Origin of the sequence: Kolteria novifilia (assembly GCA_007748055.1) — a bacterium.
GTDB lineage: Bacteria > Planctomycetota > Planctomycetia > Kolteriales > Kolteriaceae > Kolteria > Kolteria novifilia.
Genome location: CP036279.1, coordinates 2,046,822 through 2,071,836 on the forward strand (window position 1 = coordinate 2,046,822; position 25,015 = coordinate 2,071,836).

The following is a 25,015-nucleotide window of genomic DNA, read 5'->3' on the forward strand; positions in this document are numbered from 1 at the left end:
GCCGGATATCGTATTTGGGAACAGGGACAACAGGAAAGAACGGACGATGCCACCAATGATGCGTCGAGTCGATCGAGTGCCGCTCTTGCTCGCCCTGCTTGCCGCGGGAGTCCTCGCGGCGGGGTGCGCCTCGAGCGTCCCCGGGGAAAGCGAGCAGCCGAGCGCCGCGCGAAGCGAAGTCGACGAAGGCCCCGTCAAGCTCGTCGTCGAGCTAGAGCCTTCCAAGGCGACCCTCGCCGAGCGGATGACGCTCACCGTCACCGCCAGTGCCGAGCCGGGCGTGAAGGTCGTTCCCCCCGAGTTCGGAAACGCCCTGGGGCCGCTCAACATCACCAGGGTCGACCAGCAGTTGCCCCGGATGGAGGGCGAACGCAACGTCACCGAGGAAGTCCTTACCCTCGAACCGACCGAAGTGGGTCGCTTTCGGCTTCCCCCGATCGGGGTGACCTTCGAACAGAACGGCGAAGAGAGCTACCTGAGCGCCAAGCGGCTCACCGCCGAGATCGTTTCCAACGTGCCGGCCGACGCGTCGCTTTCGGACGTCAACGCCGCGGCGGGACCGGTCGAGATTCCGGCCATTTGGCTCTGGGTCACGATGGCCGCGGTCGTTGTCGTCCTCGCCGGCGCGGGCTTGGGAGGATACCTCTGGTACTCCAATCAGCAAGAGAAGCGGGAAGAGATTGTCCTGACGCCAAAACAGATCGCCCTTGCGGAGCTCGATCACCTGCTACATTCGGAGCTCGATCAAGAGGACGTCAAGCTCTTCTATGTCGAGCTGACCGGCATCGTCCGTCGCTACATCGAGCGGACCTCGTCGGTCCACGCTCCCGAGCAGACGACCGAGGAGTTCCTCCGCGAGATCGCCTCGCATCCGACCTTCGCGGCGCACGATCGCGAGCGGCTCCAGCGATTCCTTGAGTCGGCGGACCTCGTCAAGTTCGCCGGCTATCGTCCCGGTGAGGAGGCGGTTCACTCGAGCGTCGATCGGGCCCGCAATTTCATCGACGAATTGGATCATTCATCGCGACCCGAGGAGGTGGCCGCCGTATGAACACGAGTTTTCGTTTTGCGGAACCCTGGTACCTGCTCCTGCTGGTGCCGCTCGGAGTCGCCATCTGGTCGACGTGGCGCCGACGCCACCGATCGGCGGTCCTCTTTTCGAGCGTCGATTTGGTCCGTCACGTCCCGGTGACGCTGGCCCAGCGTCTCAAAGGCTATGTCCCGTGGCTCCGCTACGCCGGCTTGGGGCTGGTGATTGTCGCGTTGGCCCAGCCGCAGCAGGGCGAGGAGGAGTTTCGCGTCCAGACCGAAGGGATCGCGATCGAGATGTGCCTCGACAAGTCGGGCTCGATGAAAGCGCTCGACTTCGAGATTAACGGCACGCCGACCACGCGGCTCGAGGTCGTCAAAAAGGTCTTCCGTGACTTCGTCAAGGGTCGCGACGATGACAAGATCGGCCTCGTCGCCTTTGGCGGCTACGCGAGTAGTTTATGCCCGCTGACGCTCGATCACCCGGCCCTCTTGGAGATTCTCAAGACGGTCCAGATCCCCGAACCGATCTACGACTCGCGCGGCAACATCATCAACCAGTCGCTGCTCGAGGAAGAACTCTCCACGGCGATCGGCGACGCGTTGGCGGTCGCGGTCGACCGCATCAAGGACGTCGACGGCAAAAGCAAGGTCATCATTCTGCTCTCCGATGGCGAGAGCAACGCCGGCGTGATCTCCCCCGAGGAGGCGGCCGAGGCGGCCAAGCAACTGGGGGTGAAGATCTACACGATCGGCGTCGGTTCGACCGGCCCGGTTCCGATTGAAGAGGATACCTACGGCGGCAAGCGGATCGTCCAACGCTACTTGGAGCTCGATGAGCAGACGCTCGTCAACCTGGCCGAGATGACTGGCGGTAAGTACTTCAGCGCCGGCGATCGCCAGTCGCTCGAGGAGATCTACGCCGAGATCAATCAACTGGAGAAGACCAAGTCGGAGGGACGGCTCTACACGAAGTACCGCGAACTCTTCGCGTACCTGTTGTATCCCGGCCTGGTGCTGATCCTGCTTGAGGTGTTCCTCTCGGCGACGCGCTTCCGCACCCTGCCGTAGGGGAAGCGAGCCATCGATGATGCGGACGAGAACGTAACAACACTGTAGGTGAATCGCGGAACTCAAGTGCCTCCGGGTGCCATGACCACAGTTCTGGGTGCCATGACCACGCAAGCGTGGGCATGCGAGAGATGCCCCCGGTGGGGACTCAGGATACGCCTTCGCGGCGACGAACGGCGTCCTTCGATGATCCTCGATACCTGAGCGGAGGCCATCGAGGGACGCCGCCCTTCGGGGCTTTTAGGAACCGTCGACCAGCTTTCTGGAATGCGAGAACGACTATGCAATGGGGTGCCCCTGGATTTCTGTTTCTCCTCTGGCTCCTGCCCGTCGTCGGCTATTTGCTCTACCGCTCGCATCGTCGGCGGCTCATGGCCGCCCACCGCTTCATGAGCGAAGCGATGGCCGACCGACTCGTGCCGCGGATCGACACGGCGCGGGCGTGGTTGAAGGGGACCGCGATCGTGCTTGGGCTCGGCTGCCTGATTGTCGCCGCCGCCCGGCCACGCTTCGGCGAGAAGTACGAATACGTCGCCCGAAAGGGAGTCGACCTCTTCGTCTTGCTCGACGTCTCCAAGTCGATGCTCGCCCAGGATGTCCGGCCCACCCGGCTCGAGCGAGCCAAGCTCGACATCAAGGACCTCCTCGATGTCATTCCCGGCGATCGCGTCGGGCTGATCGTCTTCGCGGGCAAGCCCATCGTGAGCGTTCCGTTGACCACCGATCACAACTTCATCCGGCAAGAGCTCGATCAGGTCGACCCCGACAGCGCCCCGCGTGGTGGTAGCTTGATCGGCGACGCGATTCGGCAGGCCTTGGCGTCGATGCCGCCGCGAGGAGATCGCGACCAGGCGATCGTCCTGATCACCGATGGTGAGGACCACGAGTCCTTTCCGCTGGCCGCGGCGGAGATCGCCGCCGAACGCGACGTGACGATCTTTACCGTCGGCCTGGGTGATCCGGTCGAGGGAGCCCGCATTCCCTTGGCGAGCGATCGCGGGGCGCGCGGCTTCCTGACCCATGGCGGACAGCAGGTCTGGTCGAAGATGGACGAGCCGCTCTTGGAGGAGATCGCCAGCGCCACCGGGGGCGAGTACATTCCCGCGAAGACGCAGGCCTACGATCTCGGCCGGGTCTACGAACAGCACCTCGAGGGGCTGACCCGCGGCGATATCGACTCGAGCTACGAGAAGCGCTACCGCGAACAGTTCCCCCTCTTCCTCGCACTAGGGGTGATGTTCCTGCTGTTCGACGTGTTGCTGGCGAGTTACCCGACGGGGAGATGATGAGCGAACGCCGAGAAGCAAGCGTGAGGGCCGACTCGGCGGACTATCGGTCACGACATTACTTTCGCGAGATGGAAGCATGAGAATGACGAACGCGGCAATCGCGTGCATCTTGATGGCGTCGCTTTCCGCTTCGCAGGTTCTGGCCGCGGCGGCGGAGGATCCGGCGACGCTCGAACGCCTTGAGCCCGCGCTGGAGCCTACCCTCGAGCCGGAGCTTGAGCCGATCCCCGAGTCGCCCGAGGATTTCGGGACCGACGACATGCGCGTCGTCTTCAATCGCGGTTGCGAGGAGATCCAGAATGGCAACGTGAAAGGCGCGATCGCTGCCTTCAGGCAAGCGGCCACGTCGCGCCGTCCCGAGGTCGCCAGGCTCGCGAACTTCAACCTCGGCGTGATCCTCACGTTGTCGGCCGACACGATTCTGGGCGATGATCCCGTCGCCGCCGATGCCGCCAAACGCGACCAGATTCGCGAGATGCTCGATCGGGCGGTTCAACGCTTCCGCGACGCGATCAGCGTTGCCGGCGAGTATCCCGAAGCGACCGAGAACATCGAGCTGCTGCGGGCGTGGATGCACCGCATGTCGCGGCAGTGGGACGCAAAGGACCGGGCGGAGAAGCGCGATTCGCTCGATCTGCTGGGCTACTTGGACCTGCTCGGCAAGGAACAGCGTGGCCTGAGTCGCCAAGCCAAAGTGCTCGCGGATGAACGGCCGTCGCCGCTTCGGTCGCAGACGATCTGGGAGAAAAGCCGCGAACAGGGCCGGATGGACGAAGAGATCGAACCGCTCAAGAGGAAGATCGACGCCGCACTTGCGGGACCACCTCCCGGAGCGGGGCAAACGCCGGGGGCACCCGGAATGCCGCCGCAACCGGCCACGCCCGCCGTTCCCCCGGAACAGCTCGAGCGAGCGCGTCAGCAACTCTATCAGTGGGTCGACGCCACGGGAGCCGCTTCCCAGAAAGCGGTGACGTTGCTGGAAGATGAGGATCTCGCCGCGGCCCGGCAGGCTCAGGACGACGTCGTCGAAAACCTCGACGGGATGTACGTCGCGCTGGCCCCGTTCGAGCTACTGGTGAAGAAGGCGATCGAGGAACAGGAATCGTTGCTGACGACGTCGCGCGGCGCCGAAGAGGCCAAGAGCGACGAGGCCGAGGAGTCGAGCCCAAGGGACTGGGAAGAGGTCGCCGATGACCAGTTCCATGTCGCACTGCTCACCGATGGATTCATGGCCAGGGCGAGCGAGCATCTCCGTCGGCTCGAGGCGACTCCGAAGGCGAACGACGGCGAGACGTCCAAGCTTCAAGTGACGCCCAAGGACGAACTGGAGAAGAAAGCGGCGCCGGGCGCTCCGACCACCAAGGCGACGCCGCCGGGCCAACCGAGCCAACAGGAGATGCAGGCGAAGGCGTATCGCAAGGCGATGGAGAACGGGCCCAAGATCAAGACGCTCGTCGCGGAAGCCGCCGAACTTCTCGCCAAGGCGAACGCGGTCGAGGCCCAGCCGAAGCAGGAAGAGGCCCTCACGCTGCTCAAGGAGATCCTCGAGAACGACCAGCAGCAACAGCAGGATCAACAACAGCAACAAGACCAGCAGCAGAACAAGGATCAACAAAACAAGGACCAGCAGAACCAGGACAAGAGTCAGCAGGACCAACAGAACAAGTCTGGCCAAGACAAGATGGATCAGCAGAAGAAGGACCAGGATCAGAAGAAGGACGGCAAGGACGACCAACAGAAGAAGCAGGACGAGCAAGAGAAGCAGGATGACCAGAAAGCCTCGGCCGACGAGAAGAAGTCGGACGAGCAAAAGAAGGAAAACGAGAAGAACGACTCCGCCGACCAGAAGGGGCAGGAGCAGCCCGAGCAGAAAATGGACCAAGCCCAGGGCGACGATAAGAAGGACAAGGAAGGAAAGCAGCCTCAGCAGGCCGCGGGCTCTTCGGGCAAGGAAGACAAGAACGGGAAGGAAGCCAAGCCGATCGACCTTTCCAAGGCCCGGATTGAAGCTATGCTACGCAAGGCTCGCCAGCGGGAACGCGACCACGAGAAACGGGCTCGCCTGTTCCGCATGCTGATGGAACAGCGTCAAGGAAAACGGACCATCAATGTGGAGAAGGATTGGTGATCGTGATGCGAACGGCTCTCATGACCGCCTCCTGGACCTTGTTGGCATTGACCATCAGCGCGACGCCGCTGCTTGCCGCCGAACCGGAACTCGAGGTCACTGTCCAACCGGAGCGAGTCTACGAGGGGGACGCCGTCACCTACCAGGTGATGGTCCGCAATGTCCCGAACGCTCCCAAGCCGGTGGTGCCGACGTCGGACGCCTACACCGTTGCGTTCGCCGGCCAGCAAGACGTTAACAAGAGTTTCACGACGATTGTCAACGGTCGCTTCTCGCAACGTTCCGAGATCGGCCGAGTCTTCCAGTTCCGGCTCACGCCCCACCAAACGGGGGTGATTGGCGTGGGGGCCCCGAGCATCACCGTCGACGGGAAGACCTACGAGGGCGATCCGGTCAGCATTCGCGTGATCGGCGCCGAGAAACAGGACAACGTGATCCTCGAGGTGACCGCCGATCCGGATGGGATCTATCCGCTCATCCCGTTCGACGTCACGCTGGACATCTACGTCAAGGACATGCCGGGGCGCTACCGCAACGAGAACCCCGCCAACGTCGACGCTCCACGCAAGCTGTCGATCCCGTGGGTGAGTGACGATTCGCTCCCCGACGCGATCGAACCGACGAAGGAACTCGCGAAGTGGCTTGGGCCGCGCAGCCGGCAAGACGGCGATGGTTTTCAGATCGAGGGAATCACCTCCCAGAACCGGATGTCGCTCTTCTTCGACGACACGCCGACGACGTTCCAGTTCGACACCGAACGGGTGATGCGTCCCGACGCCGACGGCAAGGAGACGGGATACTGGAAGTACTCGCTCTCGCGTCAGTTTACCGCGAAGGAGCCGGGCGACTACAAGTTCGGGCCGGTGACGCTCAAGGGGCTCTTCGCCACGACGGTCGACCCGCGCCGGGGTAGCCTGCAAGGCGAGAACCTCTATGCGATCGCCAAGCCCGCGGAGGTCACGGTGCGCGAAGTCCCCTCCGAGGGACGCCCGAACGACTTCACCGGCGGCATCGGCCGCTTTTCGCTCTCGGCGCTGGTCTCCCCGAAGGAGGTTCGTGTCGGCGATCCGATGACGTTGACGCTGCGGTTGTCGGGCCGAGGGCTGCTCGACTCGATCCTGCCGCCAGATCTCAAGCGGGTCCCGGCGATTGCCGACAACTTCCGCGTGTATGAACCGACGGAGGAGACAAAGAGCGGCGAGCGTGTCTTCACCTATAGTCTCCGGCCAACCAAGCAGGGACTGACGGAGTTCCCCTCGATTCCCTTCGCGTACTTCGATCCCTGGAGCGGCAAGTACGTGACCGCGTCGACCAGTCCGGTCGCGATCGCGGTGAAGAAGGGGGATGCGATGGCGAGCCCGCTACTGTCGTCGTCGACCCGTCCGAGTTCGTCTCCCAGCGAGTCCGCGATTCAGATGCGTAAGGATGGCATCTTCGCGAACGTCACCGATCTCTCCTCGATTCGCGATGAGAAAGTCGTGGCCGAGCGATGGGCCATCGGGTTGTTCAGCTTGGCGGTGATCTACGGGGTGGCGGTGCTGGTGGTCCGTCGCTGGTCGACGACCAACGACCCGGTTAGCCAGCGACGCCGCGGAGCGACCACGCGGGCGCATCGCCGGCTCGCCGAAGCTCACAAGCAGCTCGCGGGCGGGAACCTGAGAAATGGGAGCGATCAGATCCAAGCGGCGGTGACCGGTTTGGTCGCCGATGCCGCGGGGCTCTCCGAGGACTCGCTGACGGCCAACGAAGTAAGTCATCAGCTCGAACAGTGGGGCATCAACGGGACGACCGGCCAGCACGTCAACAAGCTCCTGGATCACTGCGAAGCGTCGCGCTACGGGGCCGGTTCGAGTTCCGAGGCCCGCGAGCTCGACAAGGAGTCACAGGAAGTCTTGCGGGACCTGGTCGCCGCGATGAAGTCGAGAGGAGTCTTCCGAGGATGATTCGTCATTGGCGCAAGTTGTTGTTCCCGGCGTTCGGCGTGGTGGCGTTCGTCGCGATCGCCTGCGGTCAGCGGCCCGACCTGGAGACCGCGCGCAAGATCCAATCGGCGCAGGAGAACTTCGACAAGGCCGAGACGCCCGAGGAGTATCTGCGTTCGGCGGGGATCTACCAGGACGTCAGTAAGGGCATCACCAACGGTGCGGTGCTCTACAACCAGGGCAATGCCTTCATGCGGGCGGGCGAGCGAGGTCGAGCGGTCGCCTCGTACCGGGAGGCGGAACGCTATCGGCCGCGCGACCCGTACTTGCAGGCGAACCTCGACTTTGCCCGAGGGACCTCCGAACGGCCGCGTAAGTCGGTCTTCGAGCACGTCGTCTTCTGGCAGAACTGGCTCAGCTACCCCGAGAAGTTCACGTTCCTGGGCACCTTGGGTTTGGCGACGTTCGCGTTGGGGATGCTCTCCCTCTTTGACATCGGCGGGGTGATCGTGCGCCGCACCGCTTGGGCGGGACTGGTCGTGACGTGTGTGCTCGCGGTTTCGGCGACCTACGACTGGTATCGCTTCGACTACCGCGATCATGGCGTCGTGACGGCCGATGAGGTCGTCGCCCGCAAGGGCAACGCCGAGACCTACGCGCCAGCCTTTACCGACAAGCTCGACGAGGGGACCGAGTTCGTGCTTCTCGACCGGCGCGGTGACTGGCTCATGATCAAGCTTCCCGGTGGTCCCGAAGGCTGGATCAAGGACGACTCGGCGGTCGTCTACTGAGTCCCAACGCCGAGCGACCAGCCCCATCTCCATCCTTTTCTCCGAGGCATCCCGGCTCTCGCGGCCGGGTCCCGCCGCATGTTTCACGCGTGAAGTTGACGTTTCCCACCCACCCCAAGCCGCCGCCGGTGTGTTTGGGTAGAACGGACGACAAGGGTGAGCGTGGGGCCAGTCTCTCGGGACGTTAATCTGACGACTCCGGCCTCCGCGTTCCCCGACGATCGACCACGAGACCATAGGGTGACACCGAGGATTTCATGCAGGAATCGACGCACGTTGAGAATCCAGATGTCGTGCTCATCGGCAGCGGGATCATGTCCGCCACGCTCGGGGCGATGATCAAACGGCTCAAGCCGGAACTGACCATCCAGCTCTACGAGGTGACCGAGGAACTCGCCCAGGAAAGCTCCAATGGCTGGAACAATGCGGGGACCGGACACGCGGGAATTTGCGAACTGAGCTATACCCCCAACTGGGGCGCCGACGGCAAGGTCGACGTGAGCAAAGCGATCGACGTCTTTCAACAGTTCGACCACTCCAAGCAGTTCTGGGCGTACGGCACGCGGACGGGCATGCTCCCCAATCCACCCGAGTTCATCAATCAAGTTCCGCATCTCAGCTTCGTGCACGGGCAGAAGCAGGTCGACTTCCTGACCTCCCGCTACGAAGGCCTCAAGGCGCACCACTTCTTCGAGACGATGCAGTTCAGCACCGATCGAGATGAGATCGCGAGCTGGGCACCACTCTTGATCGAGGGCCGCGACCCGATGCCGGTCGCCGCCACGAAGATGGACGCGGGCACCGACGTCAATTTCGGGGCGATCGCGCGAAAACTGATCCATTGGCTGTCGGAGCAAGAGGGCTGTGGCGTCGCGGTCCGTCATCGGGTCGTCGATCTTCAGCGGACCTCCGACGGCTGGCACGTCGCGATCAAGGATCTCGCGCGGCGAAAGCTGCTCCAGAGTCGCGCCAAGTTCGTCTTCGTCGGTGCCGGTGGGGGGAGTCTACAGCTTCTCCAAAAGTCGGGCATCGCCGAGAGCAAGGGGTATGGCGGATTCCCCGTCGGCGGACAGTGGCTGGTGTGCGACAATCCCGACATCGTCGAGCGGCATCACGCGAAGGTCTACGGTCAAGCCCAAGACGAGGCTCCGACGATGGCGGTGCCTCACCTCGATCGGCGGATCATCGACGGTAAGAAATCGGTCCTTTTCGGGCCCTTCGCGGCGTGGACCACGAAGTTCCTCCACAAGGGGGGGAGCATGACCGATCTGCCTTTCTCCATGCGACTGGACAACATCGCGCCAATGCTCAAGGTCGGCTTCCACAACCTCCCGCTGGTGAAGTACCTCGTCCAGCAGGGGACACAGAGCATGGCGTCCCGGCTGAAGCTGTTGCGGACCTTCTACCCAGAAGCCAATCACGAGGACTGGCGACTCAAGGATGCGGGGATTCGCGTCCAGGCGGTCAAGAAGGAGGACGGCGAGGCCGGCATCGTTCACTACGGGACCGAGGTCGTCGGCGACAAGGACAAGACGATCGCCGCGCTGCTTGGGGCTTCGCCGGGGGCGTCGGTCTCGGTGGCGGTGATGACCGATCTGATCAAGAACTGCTTGCCCCAGTTGCTCGAGACCAACGAGGGCAAGTCCCGGATGAAGGAGATGATTCCGACCTACGGCGAGGACATGATCGACTCCGCCGCCGCCGATCGCTATCGCGAGGTGAGTCGCGCGTCCGAGGATGCCCTTCAGTTGGCCTGAGCAGTGATCGAACGTCGTGGCGGACCTTGGGCTTTTGCGTGCCAAGTCTGCCGTCGATTCAATCCTTCGCTCCGCGTTACTTCGCGCGCACGGCGACGAACACACCGTCGTTTGTGCATGCCCACGACAAGCGTGAGTCAATCCTGCATGCCCACGACAAGCGTGAGCATGGGCACCCAAGGTCCGTCCGAAGACTTACCCGCGGGCGGTGCAAGGGTTGCTGAGGACGCCGAGTCCTTCGATCTCGACCTCGCATTGATCGCCCGGCTTCAGGAAAACGGGGGGCTTGCGGGCCATCCCGACCCCCGGAGGCGTTCCGGTGAAGATAATGTCGCCGGGGACGAGCGTGAAGACCTGCGAGACGTAGGCGATCAGCTCGTCGGTCCGAAAGATCATCTGCTCGGTGGTCGACTTCTGCATGGTCGTGCCGTTGAGGCGCATCTCGATCGCCAGGGCGTGGGGATCGGCGATCTCGTCGCTGGTTGCCAGGTAGGGGCCGGTCGGCGCGAAGCTGTCGAAGCTCTTGCCGAGCAGCCACTGACGAGCATCCTTTCCCGTTTGCCAATCGCGGGCGCTGACGTCGTGGCCAACCATGTAGCCCGCCACGTAGTCGGCGGCGTTCTCTTTCGAGATATCGCGCCCCTCGAGTCCGATGACGATGACCAGTTCGGCTTCGTAGTCAACGCTGTCGCTGACTTGGGGAAGCTCGATCGGGGCGCCCGGGCCGGTGACCGCCGTGGGGAATTTTGAGAAGACGACCGGTTCCTTCGGAATCGGGGCGCCGGTCTCCTCGGCGTGGTCGCGGTAGTTCAAGCCGATGCAGATCACCTTTTGCGGATCGGGAATCGGCGCCAGCAGGGTCGCCTCGGCCAAAGCGACGCGCTGATCGCTGTCGGCGCACTGCTCAACTTGGCGCATCGCGTCGTTTCCCTGAGCGAGGATTCCGCGCAGTGTCCCGGGAAGGGAGCTATCCGCGAGCGTCAGGTCGACGATCTCTTCGCCCCGCAATAGTCCGGGACGCGAATTGGGATTGTCCTGAGTTTGAAAAGTGACGAGTCGCATCGGTTCTCCGTCGCTGCTAGGTCGTGCTCATCGAGCGATTGGTGGAATGGTTCGCGGGGGGGCTATTCGAGGTCGTCGAGAGAGGGCAGATCCTTCGACGGCAGGGGAACGTTCGCCGGGGGCGGTCCGGTGGCGATCGGGCTTCGGTTGACCGGAGCCATCGCCGGCTGATTGCCGCCAGCGGACGTCGCGGGATCGGCCGCCGCGACCTCTTTTCCCTTCATCGCGGCTTCCGCGGCGATGGTCGCTTCGGACTTCTCGCCTCGAACCTCGTCGAGGAGTTTGAAGGAATCGGCGATCTCGGCGAAGATGTGTTCGTAGTCCCCGGCTTGATCGGCGGAACACATCCCCTCGACGAGATAGATCAGCTCCTTGCCGTCGAACTCGCCGCCCGTGATGAAGTTGACGAGGAAGAACTGGTCGCCGCCGGCGTCGCTGCGGGTGGCGATTTTGAAGCGATGAGCTTTCAGGCCGTTGATCTCAACCTCTTCGCCTTCGACCGGTTCCTGAGGCTCGGCCTTGCCGTAGATTCGCTCGAGTCGCCGAAGGTAGCGCTGCTTGAGCTCCTCGACTGGACGCGCCTTGCGAGTGGTGACGACGAAGTAGCCTTCGCGATCGGAGGAGATCAACTTCAGGTCGGAGATCTTACTTCCGACCGGGATCTCGGGGTTCTCCTCCCAGCCGCCGCGCGCGGTGAGCTCGTACGGGTACTCGTGACCGTGGAAGATTTCGACCTTGTTGTCGGCGACGACGGAGTTTTCCCAGCCCTTGCGGTCGCCCAATAGGGCGAATTGGTCCAGGAGGCCATCCATCTCGGACTCGATGGAGGGAAACTTCTCGGTCGGAGCGAAGAGGGCCAGGCGATAGCGAATCCCCTGATGGTAGAAGACGATCGCTTGGCGCCGTTCGGGATTACCGGCGACCGCGCCTTGGGCTTCGATGCGAAAGGCGGGCTTGCCCTTGAAGCTCGTCTTGGTGCTGCCAAGGAGTTCGAAGTCGCTGAGCTGCTTCCTCCACTCGTCGAGCGTGCGATCGGCGACTTCCACGGCCGAGGGAGTGCTCCCGCGTAGTTCAGTCGATTGGATGACGAACCAGGCATCCTGTTCGGGATGGTGGTAGGCGATATCGGATTTCGCGATCTCGTCGCGATTAGCGACTTCGGGGCGTGACTTGAGTTGCTGGAGACTTTGGAGATCCCACGGCTCCTCGAGCGGCACGTAGGCGTAGTTGCCGAACTGGTTGATGATGCGGTTGTCGCCGCCCCAGCCGGTGGAGCTGAGGATCTGATCGCGGAAGAAGAAGGCCCCCCCGCCGACGGCGAGCAACGCGACGATGCCGGCGATGGTGTAGAGCATGCCGTCGCCGCTTTTCTTCGGACGCCGAATCTCATGGCTGGTGGCTCCGCCTGGGGAATCGCCGAAGAGGGCATCGCCGGCTCCGTCGTCACCGCCCCCGGCGAACCCGCCGTCGTCACCGCCGAACGGATCGCTCGCGGCCGGGGGGGCTGCCGATCCCGAGTCGCCGAACGGATTGTCCGAGTCTCCCCCGAAGGGACTGGACGAACTGCTCTCATTGGTGCCGAAGGGATCGTCGCTACTGGAGGCGGGGCTCTTCTTGGAGGGGCGCGCTTTCGCCGGCCGCTTGGGCTTCGCGGTCCGCTCTTCGGCGGAGCGCCGCTTGGAGGGCGCCGCGGCTTTTGCGGCCTTGTCGCCGGTCGGCGTCGAGCTCGGTTTGGCCGCTTCGGCCGAGGCGCCGCTGGAGGTGCGACGCTTCTTCTTGAAGGCAACCCCACAAGCCGGGCATCGACTGGGGAGATTTCCTTCCGCATCTCGTTGAAGCGGATGTTCGCACTTCGGGCACTTGACGGCCATGCGATACCTTCTCAGCGCTGAGGGGGAAGCGATCGATGAGGAGGAGACGTTCCACTCGCGATGCGTCTCTCTGAACCTCGCGTTGACCGACGTGGGCGGGCTTCCGTTCTCCCCGTCCCCGTCGGATCATCCGGGGTATTCTATCCAAGCGACGTCGTGGGATGAGAGAAATCACCCCGCCGCGCGGACCTACGCGAGGACGGCAATGGCTTCGCCCTGTCGCCATCCCGAATCGTCGCGATGGATGTGATGATAAAGAGTATCGCGCTCGACCGGAACCCGATTCGTTTCCTCGATCAGGCGGCGAAGTTGCGTCACCGTCAGGGCCTCGGGCGTCGTCGCGCCGGCGTCGTGATAGATCAACTCGTGAACGACCGTTCCGTCGAGATCGTCGGCCCCGAACCACTGGGCCAACTGGGCGGTGCCGATCCCCAGCATGATCCAGTAGGCCTTGATGTGGGGGAAGTTGTCGAGCATCAAGCGGCTGACGGCCATCGTCTTGAGGTCGGCGATCGCGCTCGGCTTGCGAATGTCCGACAGTCCGGTGTTCTCGGGATGGAACGCGAGCGGGATGAAGGTCTGGAAGCCCCCAGTCTGATCCTGAAGCTCCCGCAGCCGGATGAGATGGTCGACGCGATGGTGGACGTTCTCGATGTGGCCGTAGAGCATCGTCGCGTTGCTGCGAATGCCGATCTCGTGGGCTTCGCGGTGAATGTCGAGCCAGCCGTCGGCGTCGGCTTTGTGTTCGCAGATGTCGTCGCGAACGTCGGGGTGGAAGATCTCGGCGCCGCCTCCGGGAAGACTTCCGAGCCCGACCTCCTTCAGTTCGAGGAGCACCTCGCGAGTCGAGAGTCCGGTGATACGCCGAAACCAGTCGATCTCAACCGCGGTGTAGGCCTTGAGATGGAGATCTGGGTAGGCCTCGTGAATGATCGCGAGGACCCTCTTGTACCAGTCGAATTCTTTCTTGTGGTGCAGACCACCGACGATGTGCAGTTCCGTCGCCCCGCGATTCCAGGCCGAGCCGGCCCGTTCGAGGATCTCCTCGTCGCTCATCAAGTAGGCCTTCTCGTCCTTCAGATCGGAACGAAAAGCACAGAATCGGCAGCGATAGACGCAAACGTTTGTCGGGTTGAGGTGGGTGTTGATGTTGTAGTAGGTGTAGTTGGAGTTCAGCCGTTCGCGGACGATGTTCGCGAGCTCGCCGAGGGCGAAGAAGTCTTCCTGCTCGTAGAGGAATTCACCATCCTCTCGGCTCAGCCGCTCCCCGGCGTCGACTTTCTCTCTGATCGCGCTGAGTGAAGGTGTCGTCATGAGTCCTCAACCCGTGCCGTGGAGTCGTCGTCGTGGAGACTCCACCCTTTCGGTCTTCGTGATGTCGTTCGTTTGAGATCGCTGGTATCCACACCCGCCCCTTCGAATTCTAGGGGGTTGCGGCGATCCCGCCAAATCGCGAGCCCACCGACCGAGCCGGGCCAATCGCCCCCGTGGCCAGGGTGACGATCTTCCAACGGTCGTGGCTTCGTTCCTGGTCGCCGCCAACGCGTTCTACACCGCGGGAAGGTAGAGGTCGGCGAGGGTGACCAGCAACAAGAGCGTGCTGATGGTTCCGTTGACCTGCAGGAACGCCAGGTTGATCTTGAGAAGGTCCCGACCCCGAACGAGCCAGTGCTCCACCGCGAGAAGAATGGCCACGATCCCCAAGCCAATCCAGAAGAAAATGCCGAGTTCGGGTGTGAGCACGCCGAACCCGACCAGGGCGACGACCATCACCACGTGGACGACCCTGGCGACGTTCATCGCGCCCTGGAACCCGAGCTTCGACGGGATGCTGTGAAGACCTTGTTGCCGGTCGACGTCGATGTCCTGGCAGGCATAGATGATGTCGAAGCCGGTCACCCAGCAGGCAATCGCCACTCCAAGTAGTACGGGAGGCCATTCGATCGTGCCTCGAATCGCGATCCAGGCGGCGACGGGGGAAAGAGCCAGCGCCGTGCCGAGCCAAACGTGCGCCAGCGACGTGAAGCGTTTCATGTACGAGTACGCGAGCAGGAAGAGCAGCACCGGAACGCTAAGCACCAAGGGCCAGATGTTGCCCGAGGAGGCGATGAAGATCGTCGTGGCGGCGACGAAGCCGAGACTGCACAAGACGACGAACTTCAAGACGTCGCGAGAGGAGAGCAAGCCGGCGGGAATTGCGCGCGTGGCGGTCCGAGGATTCTCCCGATCGAAACGCTGGTCGGCCCAACGATTGAACGCCATCGCGGCGCTGCGGGCGAGGACCATGCAAAGCAGGATCGCGACCAAATCGAGCACGCGCCAGCCCCCCTCGCGATGGCTCGCGATCGCCGCCGCCAGCAGGGCGAAGGGCAGGGCGAAGATCGTGTGACTGAACTTGATCATCTCCAGGATGGTGCTCAGTCGAGCCCAGAGGCTCTTGGGCGCTTCGACGTGGGACAAGGGTTCGATCATTGCTTCGGGATTCCAGGTAGTCCAGGCGGGAAGGGAAGCCGCGCCTTCTTCCGCTCGACGTCGCGTCGAGTGGGGGCACGACGTCGATTGGGGGCGGTGGGGGCCTTGTCGGCTTCCCCTTGGGAGGAGCTCTTGCTGAAAAACTGCTTCGCGATGTTCGGCAGCGACGGGTCGGTCGGTGTCTCTCCGCCAGGGGGAGGAGGGAGCAGCTTGTTGACGGCTCCCTCGAAACGGCCCAGGATGCCGTCGACGCTGGCGGTTCCCTTCTTCAGCTTGCCGACGACGTCGGTCCCGACGGTCTTGACCAAACCGTCGAGCCCCCGGTGCAGCGCGACCTTCAACTGGTCGGGAATCTCGGCGGGAGCTTCCTCGGCGACACGGGCGACGACCGCGGTGAGCAACTGCCGCGCGACGTCCTCGGTCAGCATGCCCAGCGCGTTGTCGCGAGTCAGTCCTTCGACGTTGATCTCGGGAATCGTCACACTCGCGACGGTGTCCTCCGGCGAGATCGGATTGAGCTGGAGATGGCAGACGACGTTCTCGATGCGGGCCGTTTCGACGCGGACGGGTCGCTGTTCGTCCTCGGGGTTGGCTTTCCCTTCCCGTTCGACATAGTCGACGATGGTTCCCAGGTTGCCGGTGGCGAATCCTCGGACCCAGTAGATGGTGACGTCGTCCATTAAGAGATCATCGATCTCGAAGGTCGATCCAAAGAAGGAGGAGGGACGAAACGTCACTTCCATGCGTTCGATGCGGGCGAAGTAGGGGGCTGTCTTATAGCCTTCCGGGTTCGCGATCACCACTCCGTCGAAGACGATTCGCCCGGTGAAGAGGCCGATGCTGGCGTGCTCGACGGTCGTGGGAACGCCGAGCGCCTTGGTCGCGGCCGATTCGACGCTCATCCGGCCGACCCGATTGGCGATCTGCCCGCCGAAGAGGTAGCCCAGAAAGAGAATGATCACGATGGCGGCGATGGCGCCGATGACGTGTTTCATCGCGCGTCCTCCAGTGGAGATGGCTGATCCAACAGGTCGCGGATCGTTCGCAGCAGTGCGGCGACATCGTACGGCTTGGTGACGCAGGTGCAAGGGGCGAGCGAGTCGATGAGATCGTCGGCGGACTCTTCATTGAACCCTGTCGAGACGATGACTCGGACCGAGGGAGAGGTCTCGCGAATCTGGCGTACGGTCTCCTCGGCGGGAAGCGAAGGGATCGACAAGTCGACGATGAGAAGATCGATGGGCCGGAGGCTCTCCTTCGCCAGGTTCACGGCCTCTTGACCGTCGCTGGCGATGATCACGCGATAGCCGTGTTTGGTGAGGAGTCGGTCGATCAAGTCGCGCACGACTTGGGCGTCGTCGGCGACGAGGATCAATTCGTCGCCGTCGGAGGAGACGGAGGGTTCGTCGAACTCATCGGAATGGTCGAGGACGGGTTGATCGGTGATCGGCAGGAAGAAGGTGAAGGTCGTCCCGCTGCCGTAGGTTGAATTGACTTCGAACCAGCCGCGATGTTGCTTGATGATGCCATGGGCCGTCGCAAGCCCGAGACCGGTCCCCCGGCCGACCCCCTTGGTCGTGAAGAAGGGCTCGAAGATGTGGGCGAGAATCTCGTCGCGAAGGCCGATGCCGTTGTCGGTGACCGAGACTTCCAGGTAGTCGCCGGGCGTGGCCTCGACTTGGCGCTCGCAGTAGGCGCGGTCGATTTTCTGTTGGCGTGCCTGGACGAAGATGCACTTGTGGCGCTCGCGCAGTTCCGGGCGTTCGATCAGGAGCGCGTCGCGGGCGTTGATGAGCAGGTTGAGGAGAACTTGGTGGATCTGGCCGGAGTCGGCCATGATCGGATCGAGGTCGCTAGGGATACTGACGACGACTTGGATTCTCGAGTCGATGCGTTCCTCGGCGAAGGCGACGACCTCTTGCGCCAGCGGGGCGAAGTGGATCGGTTCGACATCGAGCGGCGCCTTGCGACCGAAGGCCAGCAGTTGGCGAACGAGTTCCGCGGCCCGTTGTCCCGCGCGCAGGATGTCGCTGAGAAGCGCCTTGGTCGTGTCGGAGGTTTCCTCCTCGAGAGCGAGCGAGGTGTTGCCGTTGATGCCGACGAGCAGGTTGTTGAAGTCGTGGGCGATGCCGCCGGCGAGTTGCCCGACCGCTTCCATCTTGCGCGAGTGATTGAGTTGGTCCTCGAGCTGCTTGCGATCGGTCACGTCGCGGGTGTTGATCACGATGCCACTGACGATCGGGTCCTCGAGTTGGTTTTTGGCGATCATCTCCAGGACGCGCCAGGAGTCGTCGGCGTGTCGAATGCGTAGTTCGAGCCAACCGGAGGTTCCCCCTTCCTCGAGAATGGAGCGGTAGTTCGATCGAGCCCGCGCGACGTCGGTCGGGTGGAGCATGTCGAAAAAGACGCGTCCGAAGAGCTGCTCGGGAGCGTAGCCGAGAATGCGCTCCACCGAAAGGCTGACGTAGAGAATACGTCCCGAAGCGTCGGCGATGCAGATCACCTCGGAGGAGTTCTCGATCAGCGACCGGAAGAGACGCTCGCTATTTTTGAGTGCGCTTTCGGATTCGATGCGCTCGGTGATGTCCCGTAGGATCGCGGTGAAGACAGGGCGGGCACTGTTGTCGTCGATTTGCCAGATCGTGATTTCGCAGGGAAACGTTCCGCCATCCTTGCGCACGGCGTCGAATGCCCAGGGACGTCCCACGACGCTGCTGCCTCGGTGGGTGTCGCTGTCGGCGATCGCTCCCAGATGTCGGCTCGCGAAGGGTTGGGTCATCAGGACTTCGATGTTGCGACCGACCAACTCGTACGGTTGCCAGCCGAAGACGGGAAAGGTCGAATCGCTCGCCGAGAGGATGGCGCCCTTGCCGTCGGTGGTGACGATCGGGTCGACCGAGGAGGCCATGATCGAGCGTGACCAGGCCTCCTGATCGCGAAGGGCCTCGTTGGCGGCGTCACGCTCCGCGTTGTCCAAGGCGCGGCGCTTGCAGATCTCCAGTCGGACGGCCAGATCCTTGGGAGCGAACGGTTTGGGGAGATAGTCGTCGGCTCCGGCGCTCAGAATCGCGTCGAGGTCGCCCGGCTGGTCGCGCGCGGTGGCGACGAGCACGATGCATTGCTGACCCATCTCGAGGGTGCGAAGGCGCCGGCAGAGTTCCAGACCGTCCATGCCCGGAAGCATGACGTCGAGAATCGCGAGCCGGAAGTTCTGCGCGAGACACGCTTCCCAAGCCGCCTCGCCGTCAAGAAAGGAGGTGACCTCCAGACCTTCCCGCTTCGCGACCTTTTCAATGAGTCGCAACGCGTGGGGGTCGTCTTCGACGATCAGAGTTTTCATCGCGTATCGTGGGCAATCTAGAGTCGAAACTTACGTCGAACCATGGACCGAACCGCGGAGCCGACCTCGGCGCGAAACGGTGCGCCGCCTCGCGGGATCGTTCCTCCCTCGCGGAAAATCACCGAAGACGCCGAACGTGCTCGCGCCGATCGCGTGGTGTCTCCTTGGACCAGCTTATGCCTACGGTAACCTGCCCACAGGTCTCGACGGCGCGGAAAATGGTTCTTCCGCGAACATCGGCGAGAATCGATCGCGTTGGCGAATTCACGATCCGACGTAGCGGGCGTAGAGCGAGCGAGCTTGGCCGATGTCGTCGGTTCCCTTGATGATCGCCCGGCCGTCGGGAAAAAGGGTGACTTGAACGTCGTCGACTTTTAGCCGGAGAAGAAAGCGGTTCACGTCGACCTTACCAAGTTCGCGCCAGCGGGCTGCCATCTCGTCCCACGGAATCGCCACCTTCTCCTTCGGGCAGATTTGCACCGCGTTGCGTCCACAGAGACTCGTCGTGTGCGAACCCGACTCGGTTTCCAGCCAGTCGAACCGCCGGTGAACGCAACAGGGACAATCGCTCTGTTCTCGGAGCGACGCGGTGTTGATCCGGCGAATACGATTGCTCCAGAGGTCGAGGACCAACAGCCCCTCGGCGAGCGCTTTCTCGTTGCCGCTGAGAAGTTTGATGGCCTCGGCGACTTGGAAGTTCGCGACGATCGCGCTGGCGGGGCCGAGGATTCCCGCCGATTCGCAGGTCGGCCCGGTGCCGGGGGCCGGCGGAGTCGGAATAAGGCAGCGCAGGCACGCCGTCACCGCGGGTCGGATCACCATCACATGCCCCTCGCTGCCGACGGCGCCGCCGTAGACCCAGGGGCTTCCCCGTTTGACGGCGAAATCGTTGATCAGGTAGCGAGTCTCGAAGTTATCGGTCCCGTCGACGATCAGATCGACGTCCTCGGCGAGCGTGGCAATGTTGGCCGCTTCGAGGTCGGTGACGGCCGATTCGATGGTGATTTCGGAGTTGATCTGGCGAAGCTTGCGCGCGGCGGCTTCTGCCTTGGGGAGCCCCGAGGCGATGTCGCCCTCGTCGTAGAGGACCTGTCGCTGCAAGTTGTTGAGTTCCAGGAAGTCGCGGTCGATGACTCGCAGGAAACCGACCCCGGCGCGGGCCAAGCCGTTGGCGATCACCGTCCCAAGGGCTCCGAGGCCGCAAATGAGGACGCGACTGGCCAAGAGCTTGCGCTGCCCCTCCTGGCCAAGGGGAGCGAAGCGGGTTTGGCGACTGTAGCGATCGGGGACGTTGGAGTCGGTCATGCCTTCGGTCAGTTCCTTCCCATCCGCCATGTGATCAACAACTTATCCCTAGGTCCTTTCGTGCGCGTGACTAGCCGGAGTTGCCGTGGCGTCCTATTCTGGCTGACCAAGCATCGACCGGAAAAGGGTGATTGCCCTGGTGAGGAGGGGATTCGGCCGGAGCTCTCGCGAGCCTCGACGTCGATTTCCCTTACTTGGGCAAGAATAGTCAGTTAGGCGGGACGCATGGGGTTTCTTTCGGGACGGGTCAGCTACGAGCGCTTTCGGGTCTCGGGACGCTCGCTTCAACAATTCGACCAGCAGCATGTCGACATCCTCGATCAATATGCGATCGGCAAGGGAGGGGCGATCGGGGCCGACGGCGTCGAGATGGGGTTCACCGCGGGTGGCCACGTGCTCGATCTCGATTTCGGGCTCGAGAAGAACATCGCCAACGACACCCTCTCGTTCGGGATGCGGGTCGATACCAACAAGCCGCCCGCCGATCTCGTCAAGGCCTACACGCAACTCGAGATCGATGCTCTCGCCGCCCAGAATCCGAGCGGCTTCGCGAGTCGTCGGCAACGATCGCAAGCCAAGGAGACGGCCCTCGAACGTCTCGACGCGATGGGCAAGGATGGGCGTTTCCGCAAGATGCAGCAGTTTTCCGCCCTTTGGGATCTCAAGCAGGAGGTCGTCTACTTCGGCGCCTCGAGTCTCACCGCGATGGAGCGGTTCCTGTCGCTCTTTAAGGAGGCGTTTGATCGAACGCTCGAACGGATCACCGCGGGGACGCTCGCGCTTGGGCGGTCCGCCGAGGAGGGACGACAGCGTTCGCTCGAGGATCTCGAGCCGGCGACGTTCGTCGGTCCGAAGCGAAAGATTTCCGTCGCTTGGCTCGACGGTCCCTTCGGGTCGCGCGATTTCCTCGGAAACGAGTTTCTCCTTTGGCTCTGGTGGGTGACCGAGTGCCGTTCGGACACCATCAAGCTCAGCGACGACACCAGCGTGACGTGCGTCTTGAACAAGACGCTCAGCCTCGAGTGCCCACTCAACGAAACCGGGCGTGAGACGATCTCCAGCGATGCGCCGACGCGTCTGCCGGAGGCGAAACGGGCGGTGCTCGGCGGAAAATGGCCCCGCAAGACGGGGATGATGATCTCCCGGCACGACGAAGCCTACGAGCTCGTCCTCACCGCGGAGTCGCTGGCAGTCGGCAGCGCGTCGCTACCGAAGCTCGAAACCGACTCGGCGCGGGCGGAACGGGAAGAGCGGGTCGATCAGCTACGGCATCTCACCGAAACGCTCGACTTGCTCTTCGACTCCTACGTCCGGCGTCGGCTCAGCTCGAAGTGGTCGGAGGATCTCTCAGCGATTCGCCGTTGGCTGGAAGAGGACTAGGCGGTCCGTTGACTTATGCGGGCCAAGGCGAGAACGAGCCATGTTGGCCAAGATCAAGGAGGAAAAACGCAGGCGAATCCGTGGATTCATCGAGGTTTTTCAACGCCGAGATTGGTCAGAAGAGCCGTTCGCTGCCGGCAGCGGAATAGATCAACGGGTTGCTAAATCTCGGGTTGTGAACGCACGATCACTTCTCACTGGCTGACCAGCGGCCAGTGCCACCCGAACGTTGGGGGCTGACCAAACGCTAGGTTCGGTTGGCGTGTTCCGCCGCTGCGTTCCGTGATGGGGAGGATGGCCAATTGTCAGGTAGTCATCACCTCTCCCTCGGGGAATGGTCGGTGAGCGAAGCGAGCCGGGTGAGGGGACGAGAGGCCCCGAGGACAAGGCGAATGGTCAACAAGAAGGCCCTCCTCACCCCTAATCCCTTTCCCACAGGGAGAGGGGAACGCGAGCGCCGGCCTTGTCGACGCAGACTGACCTTTACGACGCGCCGGGCGCCATGCCCACGCTCCGTGAGCATGCGGCGAAGGCCTCGACACACGGAGACCCAGGTCAGTTCTCTTCCGAACGTCCGGTGTCCTCGACCTCCTGAAGGTAGGCGAGGGTGCGTTCCAACTGATTTTGGAGGTGCCGAACGCGGAGAAGCGACTCGACGCGCTTGAGCAGGATCTGTTTGTGGATCGGCTTGGAGAGGAAGTCGTCGGTACCCGCCTCGACGCCCCGCTCGATGTCGGCCGATTCGTGCAAGGAGGTCACCATCAGGATGGGGATGTCCTTGGTCTTCTCGTCCGCCTTAAGCTGCTTGCAGACCTCGAAGCCGCTGACTTTTGGCATCATGACATCGAGCAGAATCAAGTCGGGCACGAGTTCGCGCGCCTTGACGAGGGTCTCGTCGCCGTCGATGGCGGTGACGACCTCACCGTCGACTTCGGCGAGGTAGGCCTCGATCAACTCGAGGTTTTGCATGTTGTCGTCGGCGACCAAGATTTTGCGGACCGTCCCTTCGCCCATCGTTCATCTCCACGGCGGATGCCGATTCCATCATCGCTCGCCCGGCCGCTTCCTCCGCGACCTCGACCCCCGATGCGCAACGGTCATTATCCGGAAGGGGAGTATAGATCAATCGGGTGCCCGCGTTAAGGGGGGAGCGAAACCGGCGTGCTGGAGACTTGGTGACGCGGACGTGAAGGAGGATTCATGGTCGGATCATTCAACGGCGTCGCGAGTGGCGGCGGCGCGACGGTGACGACCGTCGGTCATGAACTCTTATTGGTGAAGGAGTTCGCGCCACGGAGGCTCAGGCGAGAAAAAATGACAAGCCACCGACTCATCGGTTCCATACACAGGCGAGTGAATTCAGGGGCATTTTGGGGATTCTCGTGCCAATTGTTGAAATGCCCTGTGACTTCGTGCAAGATTTCACAAACTAGAGAACCGAAGTGAGTGGGAGTTGTCGCCGAAGACCGCTCCGCTTGATGCCTCCACTAGTTGTTGGGTGCCTGACGGATGATTGACGCGATCTGGGTGCTGATCGCCGCTGTCTTGCTGGCCACCTTCGTCGGCGTCGCCGCGATGGTCTATATTTGGATGGAGCGGAAGGTCTCCGGCCGCATTCAGGACCGGCTCGGCCCGACCCGCGTCGGCGGACGCTTCGGCTGGCTTCAGTCGCTCGCCGACGGCGCCAAACTGATCCAAAAGGAAGACCTCGTCCCCGACTCGGCGGACCAGATCCTTTTCCGGCTCGCACCCTACGTCGTGATGCTCGGCTCCTTTGTCGCCTTTCTGGCACTGCCGTTCTCCAACGGATGGGTCGCGGTCAATCTCAACATCGCGGTCTTCTTCATGCTCGCGGTCATGTCGGTCGAAGTCTTCGGCGTCATCATGGCCGGCTATTCCTCGGGCAGCAAATGGTCGCTGCTGGGCGGCATGCGGGAAGCGGCTCAAGTCGTCAGCTACGAGATCCCGATGGCGATCTGCGTCGTCATCCCGATCATGGTCGCCGGCACGCTGAACCTGAACACCATCGCCAATCAGCAAGCGGGCATGTTTTGGAACTGGTATCTCTTCCAAAGTCCGATTCTCTTCGTCACCAGCTTCGTCTACTTCACCTGCGCGACCGCCAGTTGCAAGCGGGCTCCCTTCGACCTCGCCGAGGCCGAAAGCGAACTCGTCGCCGGTTTCCTCACCGAATATAGCGGCATGCGTTGGTCGTTCTTCTTTCTTGCCGAATACGCCAGCATGTTCGCCGTCAGCGGAATCTTCGTGATTCTCTTCCTCGGCGGCTGGAACGGCCCGATTCCCATTTGGTACGGCATCGACTTCGGCGACGTCTGGATCGGCAAGTTCTTCGGCCTGCTCAATTTCCTGATCAAGTCGAGCCTCATGGTCTTCGTGATGATGTGGCTCCGCTGGACCTTGCCTCGACTCCGCATCGACCAGGTCATGACGACTTGCCTGAAGTATCTCCTTCCGATGAGCTGTGGGCTGCTGCTGCTGCAGGCCATTTGGCAGGTGATCTTTCCCAATGGTCTCGTCGGCTGGATGGGGCCGGAAGTGTTCAATCCGGGCGGCTACCCGCTCGATGGCGGACAACCGTGAAGTCGGATCGGCGGATGTCCATCCGGGGTCAAGATGTCGGATGAGCTGACGCCAGTCCGACGGAGAGTGATATGAGCCTACTCGTAAGCAACGTGCTCTTTACCTGCTTGGTGCTGCTGACGGCGGTCCCGGCGGTGATGGTCGTCATCACGCAGCACATCGTGCGCGCGGCGTGTTGGTTGCTCCTGTCGCTGGCGGGAGCCGCGGGCCTCTTTTTCTTTCTCGGAGCCGACTTTGTCGGAGCGACGCAGCTGCTTATTTACGTTGGCGGAACGCTAGTCCTGGTGATCTTCGGCGTCATGCTGACCGCGACCGGGCCTTTCGTCAACTTGAGGGCCAGCAGCGGCGACTGGGCGATGAGTGTCCTGGTCGGTTTCTCGCTCCTGGCGATCGTGACCTTCGGGATCGCGCAGCCGACTTGGTTCAATCCCGCGATGTTCGAGGACTCGGGCCCGACCCGCGCCTCGACCAACCGCATCGGGATGGCGTTTCTCGGCTTCCCCGAGGAGAACCCGACGCCGGCGCATCCCGCGGAGAAGGAGGACGTCCTCGTCGATCCGCCGAAGCATGTCGGCGTCGGCTACCTGCTTCCCTTCGAGGTCATCTCGGTCCATCTCGTGCTCGTGCTGGTCGGAGCGGCCTATCTCGCTCGCGCCAAGCAGCGGCCCAAGAGGGAGACTGCCTGATGCTGATTCCTTCGCTACAGATCTACTTGCTCGTCGGGGCCGTCCTCTTCACCACCGGGTTGCTTTGCATGGTGACCAAGCGCAACGCGATCGGGGTGTTGATGGGGGTCGAATTGATCCTGACCGCCTCGAACATCAACTTCGTCGCGTTTAGCCGGTACGGGAAACTCGGGCTCGACGGTCAGCTCGTTTCCCTCTTTGTCATCGTGTTGGCAGCGGGAGAAGCCGCCATCGCTTTGGCAATCGCGATGAATTTCTACAACAACTTCGAAACGATCGACGTCGACCGCGCCAGCAATCTAAAGGGATAA

Annotated in this window: 19 protein-coding genes; 11 read left to right on the forward strand and 8 right to left on the reverse strand. The window is 62.7% G+C overall.

Annotated features, from left to right (window positions below; all coding sequences use genetic code 11):
• The first annotated feature begins 55 nt into the window (after positions 1 to 55).
• From Pan216_RS07540 to mqo, 7 genes are all read left to right on the forward strand, one after another.
• Positions 56 to 1,051: a hypothetical protein gene (locus tag Pan216_RS07540; RefSeq protein ID WP_145257007.1), complete on the forward strand. Its 996-nt coding sequence runs from the start codon at positions 56 to 58 to the stop codon at positions 1,049 to 1,051.
• Positions 1,048 to 2,100: a vWA domain-containing protein gene (locus Pan216_RS07545; RefSeq protein WP_145257010.1), complete on the forward strand. Its 1,053-nt coding sequence runs from the start codon at positions 1,048 to 1,050 to the stop codon at positions 2,098 to 2,100. The genes Pan216_RS07540 and Pan216_RS07545 overlap by 4 nt, the downstream gene beginning before the upstream one ends.
• 281 nt (positions 2,101 to 2,381) lie before the next feature.
• Entirely contained in the window at positions 2,382 to 3,386 is a 1,005-nt protein-coding gene (locus Pan216_RS07550) for a vWA domain-containing protein (protein WP_419193378.1), read from the forward strand.
• An 85-nt stretch (positions 3,387 to 3,471) separates the two neighbouring features.
• Entirely contained in the window at positions 3,472 to 5,517 is a 2,046-nt protein-coding gene (locus tag Pan216_RS07555) for a hypothetical protein (RefSeq protein WP_145257016.1), read from the forward strand.
• Between the two features lie 5 nt (positions 5,518 to 5,522).
• Positions 5,523 to 7,460, forward strand: coding sequence for a BatD family protein (locus Pan216_RS07560; protein WP_145257018.1), 1,938 nt, complete (start codon positions 5,523 to 5,525; stop codon positions 7,458 to 7,460).
• Positions 7,457 to 8,230, forward strand: coding sequence for a tetratricopeptide repeat protein (locus tag Pan216_RS07565; protein WP_145257021.1), 774 nt, complete (start codon positions 7,457 to 7,459; stop codon positions 8,228 to 8,230). Before Pan216_RS07560 ends, Pan216_RS07565 begins: the two co-directional genes overlap by 4 nt.
• 257 nt (positions 8,231 to 8,487) lie before the next feature.
• Positions 8,488 to 9,987, forward strand: a complete 1,500-nt coding sequence (gene mqo, locus Pan216_RS07570) for a malate dehydrogenase (quinone) (protein WP_145257024.1) — start codon at positions 8,488 to 8,490, stop codon at positions 9,985 to 9,987.
• Between the two features lie 195 nt (positions 9,988 to 10,182).
• On the opposite strand, the gene Pan216_RS07575 is transcribed toward mqo, so the two are convergent.
• From Pan216_RS07575 to Pan216_RS07605, 7 genes are all read right to left on the reverse strand, one after another.
• Positions 10,183 to 11,049, reverse strand: a complete 867-nt coding sequence (locus Pan216_RS07575) for a fumarylacetoacetate hydrolase family protein (RefSeq protein ID WP_145257027.1) — start codon at positions 11,047 to 11,049, stop codon at positions 10,183 to 10,185.
• Between the two features lie 62 nt (positions 11,050 to 11,111).
• A complete protein-coding gene (locus tag Pan216_RS07580; RefSeq protein ID WP_145257030.1) occupies positions 11,112 to 12,920 on the reverse strand; it encodes a hypothetical protein in 1,809 nt (602 codons plus the stop codon).
• 189 nt (positions 12,921 to 13,109) lie between these two features.
• Positions 13,110 to 14,234: an aminofutalosine synthase MqnE gene (mqnE, locus tag Pan216_RS07585; RefSeq protein ID WP_145257033.1), complete on the reverse strand. Its 1,125-nt coding sequence runs from the start codon at positions 14,232 to 14,234 to the stop codon at positions 13,110 to 13,112.
• A gap of 234 nt (positions 14,235 to 14,468) precedes the next feature.
• Positions 14,469 to 15,392 (reverse strand): UbiA-like polyprenyltransferase, encoded by a 924-nt coding sequence (locus Pan216_RS07590; RefSeq protein WP_145257035.1) that lies wholly within the window; start codon positions 15,390 to 15,392, stop codon positions 14,469 to 14,471.
• On the reverse strand, positions 15,389 to 16,387 hold the full coding sequence (locus Pan216_RS07595; RefSeq protein ID WP_145257038.1) for an AsmA family protein: 999 nt from the start codon (positions 16,385 to 16,387) through the stop codon (positions 15,389 to 15,391). The genes Pan216_RS07590 and Pan216_RS07595 overlap by 4 nt, the downstream gene beginning before the upstream one ends.
• A complete protein-coding gene (locus tag Pan216_RS07600; protein ID WP_145257041.1) occupies positions 16,384 to 18,732 on the reverse strand; it encodes a PAS domain S-box protein in 2,349 nt (782 codons plus the stop codon). Before Pan216_RS07600 ends, Pan216_RS07595 begins: the two co-directional genes overlap by 4 nt.
• 264 nt (positions 18,733 to 18,996) lie before the next feature.
• A complete protein-coding gene (locus tag Pan216_RS07605) occupies positions 18,997 to 20,067 on the reverse strand; it encodes a ThiF family adenylyltransferase (RefSeq protein WP_419193379.1) in 1,071 nt (356 codons plus the stop codon).
• A 195-nt stretch (positions 20,068 to 20,262) separates the two neighbouring features.
• On the opposite strand from Pan216_RS07605, the gene Pan216_RS07610 reads away from it, so the two are divergent.
• On the forward strand, positions 20,263 to 21,417 hold the full coding sequence (locus tag Pan216_RS07610; protein ID WP_145257044.1) for a hypothetical protein: 1,155 nt from the start codon (positions 20,263 to 20,265) through the stop codon (positions 21,415 to 21,417).
• 555 nt (positions 21,418 to 21,972) lie between these two features.
• On the opposite strand, the gene Pan216_RS07615 is transcribed toward Pan216_RS07610, so the two are convergent.
• On the reverse strand, positions 21,973 to 22,431 hold the full coding sequence (locus Pan216_RS07615) for a response regulator (RefSeq protein WP_145257047.1): 459 nt from the start codon (positions 22,429 to 22,431) through the stop codon (positions 21,973 to 21,975).
• 495 nt (positions 22,432 to 22,926) lie between these two features.
• Between Pan216_RS07615 and nuoH the strand changes: the two genes are divergently transcribed.
• The 3 genes from nuoH (at position 22,927) to nuoK (ending at position 25,015) form a co-directional block, all read left to right on the forward strand.
• Entirely contained in the window at positions 22,927 to 24,018 is a 1,092-nt protein-coding gene (gene nuoH, locus Pan216_RS07620) for an NADH-quinone oxidoreductase subunit NuoH (RefSeq protein ID WP_145257050.1), read from the forward strand.
• A gap of 71 nt (positions 24,019 to 24,089) precedes the next feature.
• Positions 24,090 to 24,704, forward strand: coding sequence for an NADH-quinone oxidoreductase subunit J family protein (locus Pan216_RS07625; RefSeq protein WP_145257053.1), 615 nt, complete (start codon positions 24,090 to 24,092; stop codon positions 24,702 to 24,704).
• Complete coding sequence (gene nuoK, locus Pan216_RS07630) at positions 24,704 to 25,015, forward strand: NADH-quinone oxidoreductase subunit NuoK (RefSeq protein WP_145257056.1); 312 nt, start codon at positions 24,704 to 24,706, stop codon at positions 25,013 to 25,015. The genes Pan216_RS07625 and nuoK overlap by 1 nt, the downstream gene beginning before the upstream one ends.

Coding starts and splice junctions, on each gene's coding strand:
- Pan216_RS07540 (WP_145257007.1), top strand. CDS start 56: ATGATGCGTCGAGTCGATCGAGTGCCGCTCTTGCTCGCCCTGCTTGCC.
- Pan216_RS07545 (WP_145257010.1), top strand. CDS start 1,048: ATGAACACGAGTTTTCGTTTTGCGGAACCCTGGTACCTGCTCCTGCTG.
- Pan216_RS07550 (WP_419193378.1), top strand. CDS start 2,382: ATGCAATGGGGTGCCCCTGGATTTCTGTTTCTCCTCTGGCTCCTGCCC.
- Pan216_RS07555 (WP_145257016.1), top strand. CDS start 3,472: ATGACGAACGCGGCAATCGCGTGCATCTTGATGGCGTCGCTTTCCGCT.
- Pan216_RS07560 (WP_145257018.1), top strand. CDS start 5,523: ATGCGAACGGCTCTCATGACCGCCTCCTGGACCTTGTTGGCATTGACC.
- Pan216_RS07565 (WP_145257021.1), top strand. CDS start 7,457: ATGATTCGTCATTGGCGCAAGTTGTTGTTCCCGGCGTTCGGCGTGGTG.
- mqo (WP_145257024.1), top strand. CDS start 8,488: ATGCAGGAATCGACGCACGTTGAGAATCCAGATGTCGTGCTCATCGGC.
- Pan216_RS07575 (WP_145257027.1), bottom strand. CDS start 11,049: ATGCGACTCGTCACTTTTCAAACTCAGGACAATCCCAATTCGCGTCCC.
- Pan216_RS07580 (WP_145257030.1), bottom strand. CDS start 12,920: ATGGCCGTCAAGTGCCCGAAGTGCGAACATCCGCTTCAACGAGATGCG.
- mqnE (WP_145257033.1), bottom strand. CDS start 14,234: ATGACGACACCTTCACTCAGCGCGATCAGAGAGAAAGTCGACGCCGGG.
- Pan216_RS07590 (WP_145257035.1), bottom strand. CDS start 15,392: ATGATCGAACCCTTGTCCCACGTCGAAGCGCCCAAGAGCCTCTGGGCT.
- Pan216_RS07595 (WP_145257038.1), bottom strand. CDS start 16,387: ATGAAACACGTCATCGGCGCCATCGCCGCCATCGTGATCATTCTCTTT.
- Pan216_RS07600 (WP_145257041.1), bottom strand. CDS start 18,732: ATGAAAACTCTGATCGTCGAAGACGACCCCCACGCGTTGCGACTCATT.
- Pan216_RS07605 (WP_419193379.1), bottom strand. CDS start 20,067: ATGGCGGATGGGAAGGAACTGACCGAAGGCATGACCGACTCCAACGTC.
- Pan216_RS07610 (WP_145257044.1), top strand. CDS start 20,263: ATGGGGTTTCTTTCGGGACGGGTCAGCTACGAGCGCTTTCGGGTCTCG.
- Pan216_RS07615 (WP_145257047.1), bottom strand. CDS start 22,431: ATGGGCGAAGGGACGGTCCGCAAAATCTTGGTCGCCGACGACAACATG.
- nuoH (WP_145257050.1), top strand. CDS start 22,927: ATGATTGACGCGATCTGGGTGCTGATCGCCGCTGTCTTGCTGGCCACC.
- Pan216_RS07625 (WP_145257053.1), top strand. CDS start 24,090: ATGAGCCTACTCGTAAGCAACGTGCTCTTTACCTGCTTGGTGCTGCTG.
- nuoK (WP_145257056.1), top strand. CDS start 24,704: ATGCTGATTCCTTCGCTACAGATCTACTTGCTCGTCGGGGCCGTCCTC.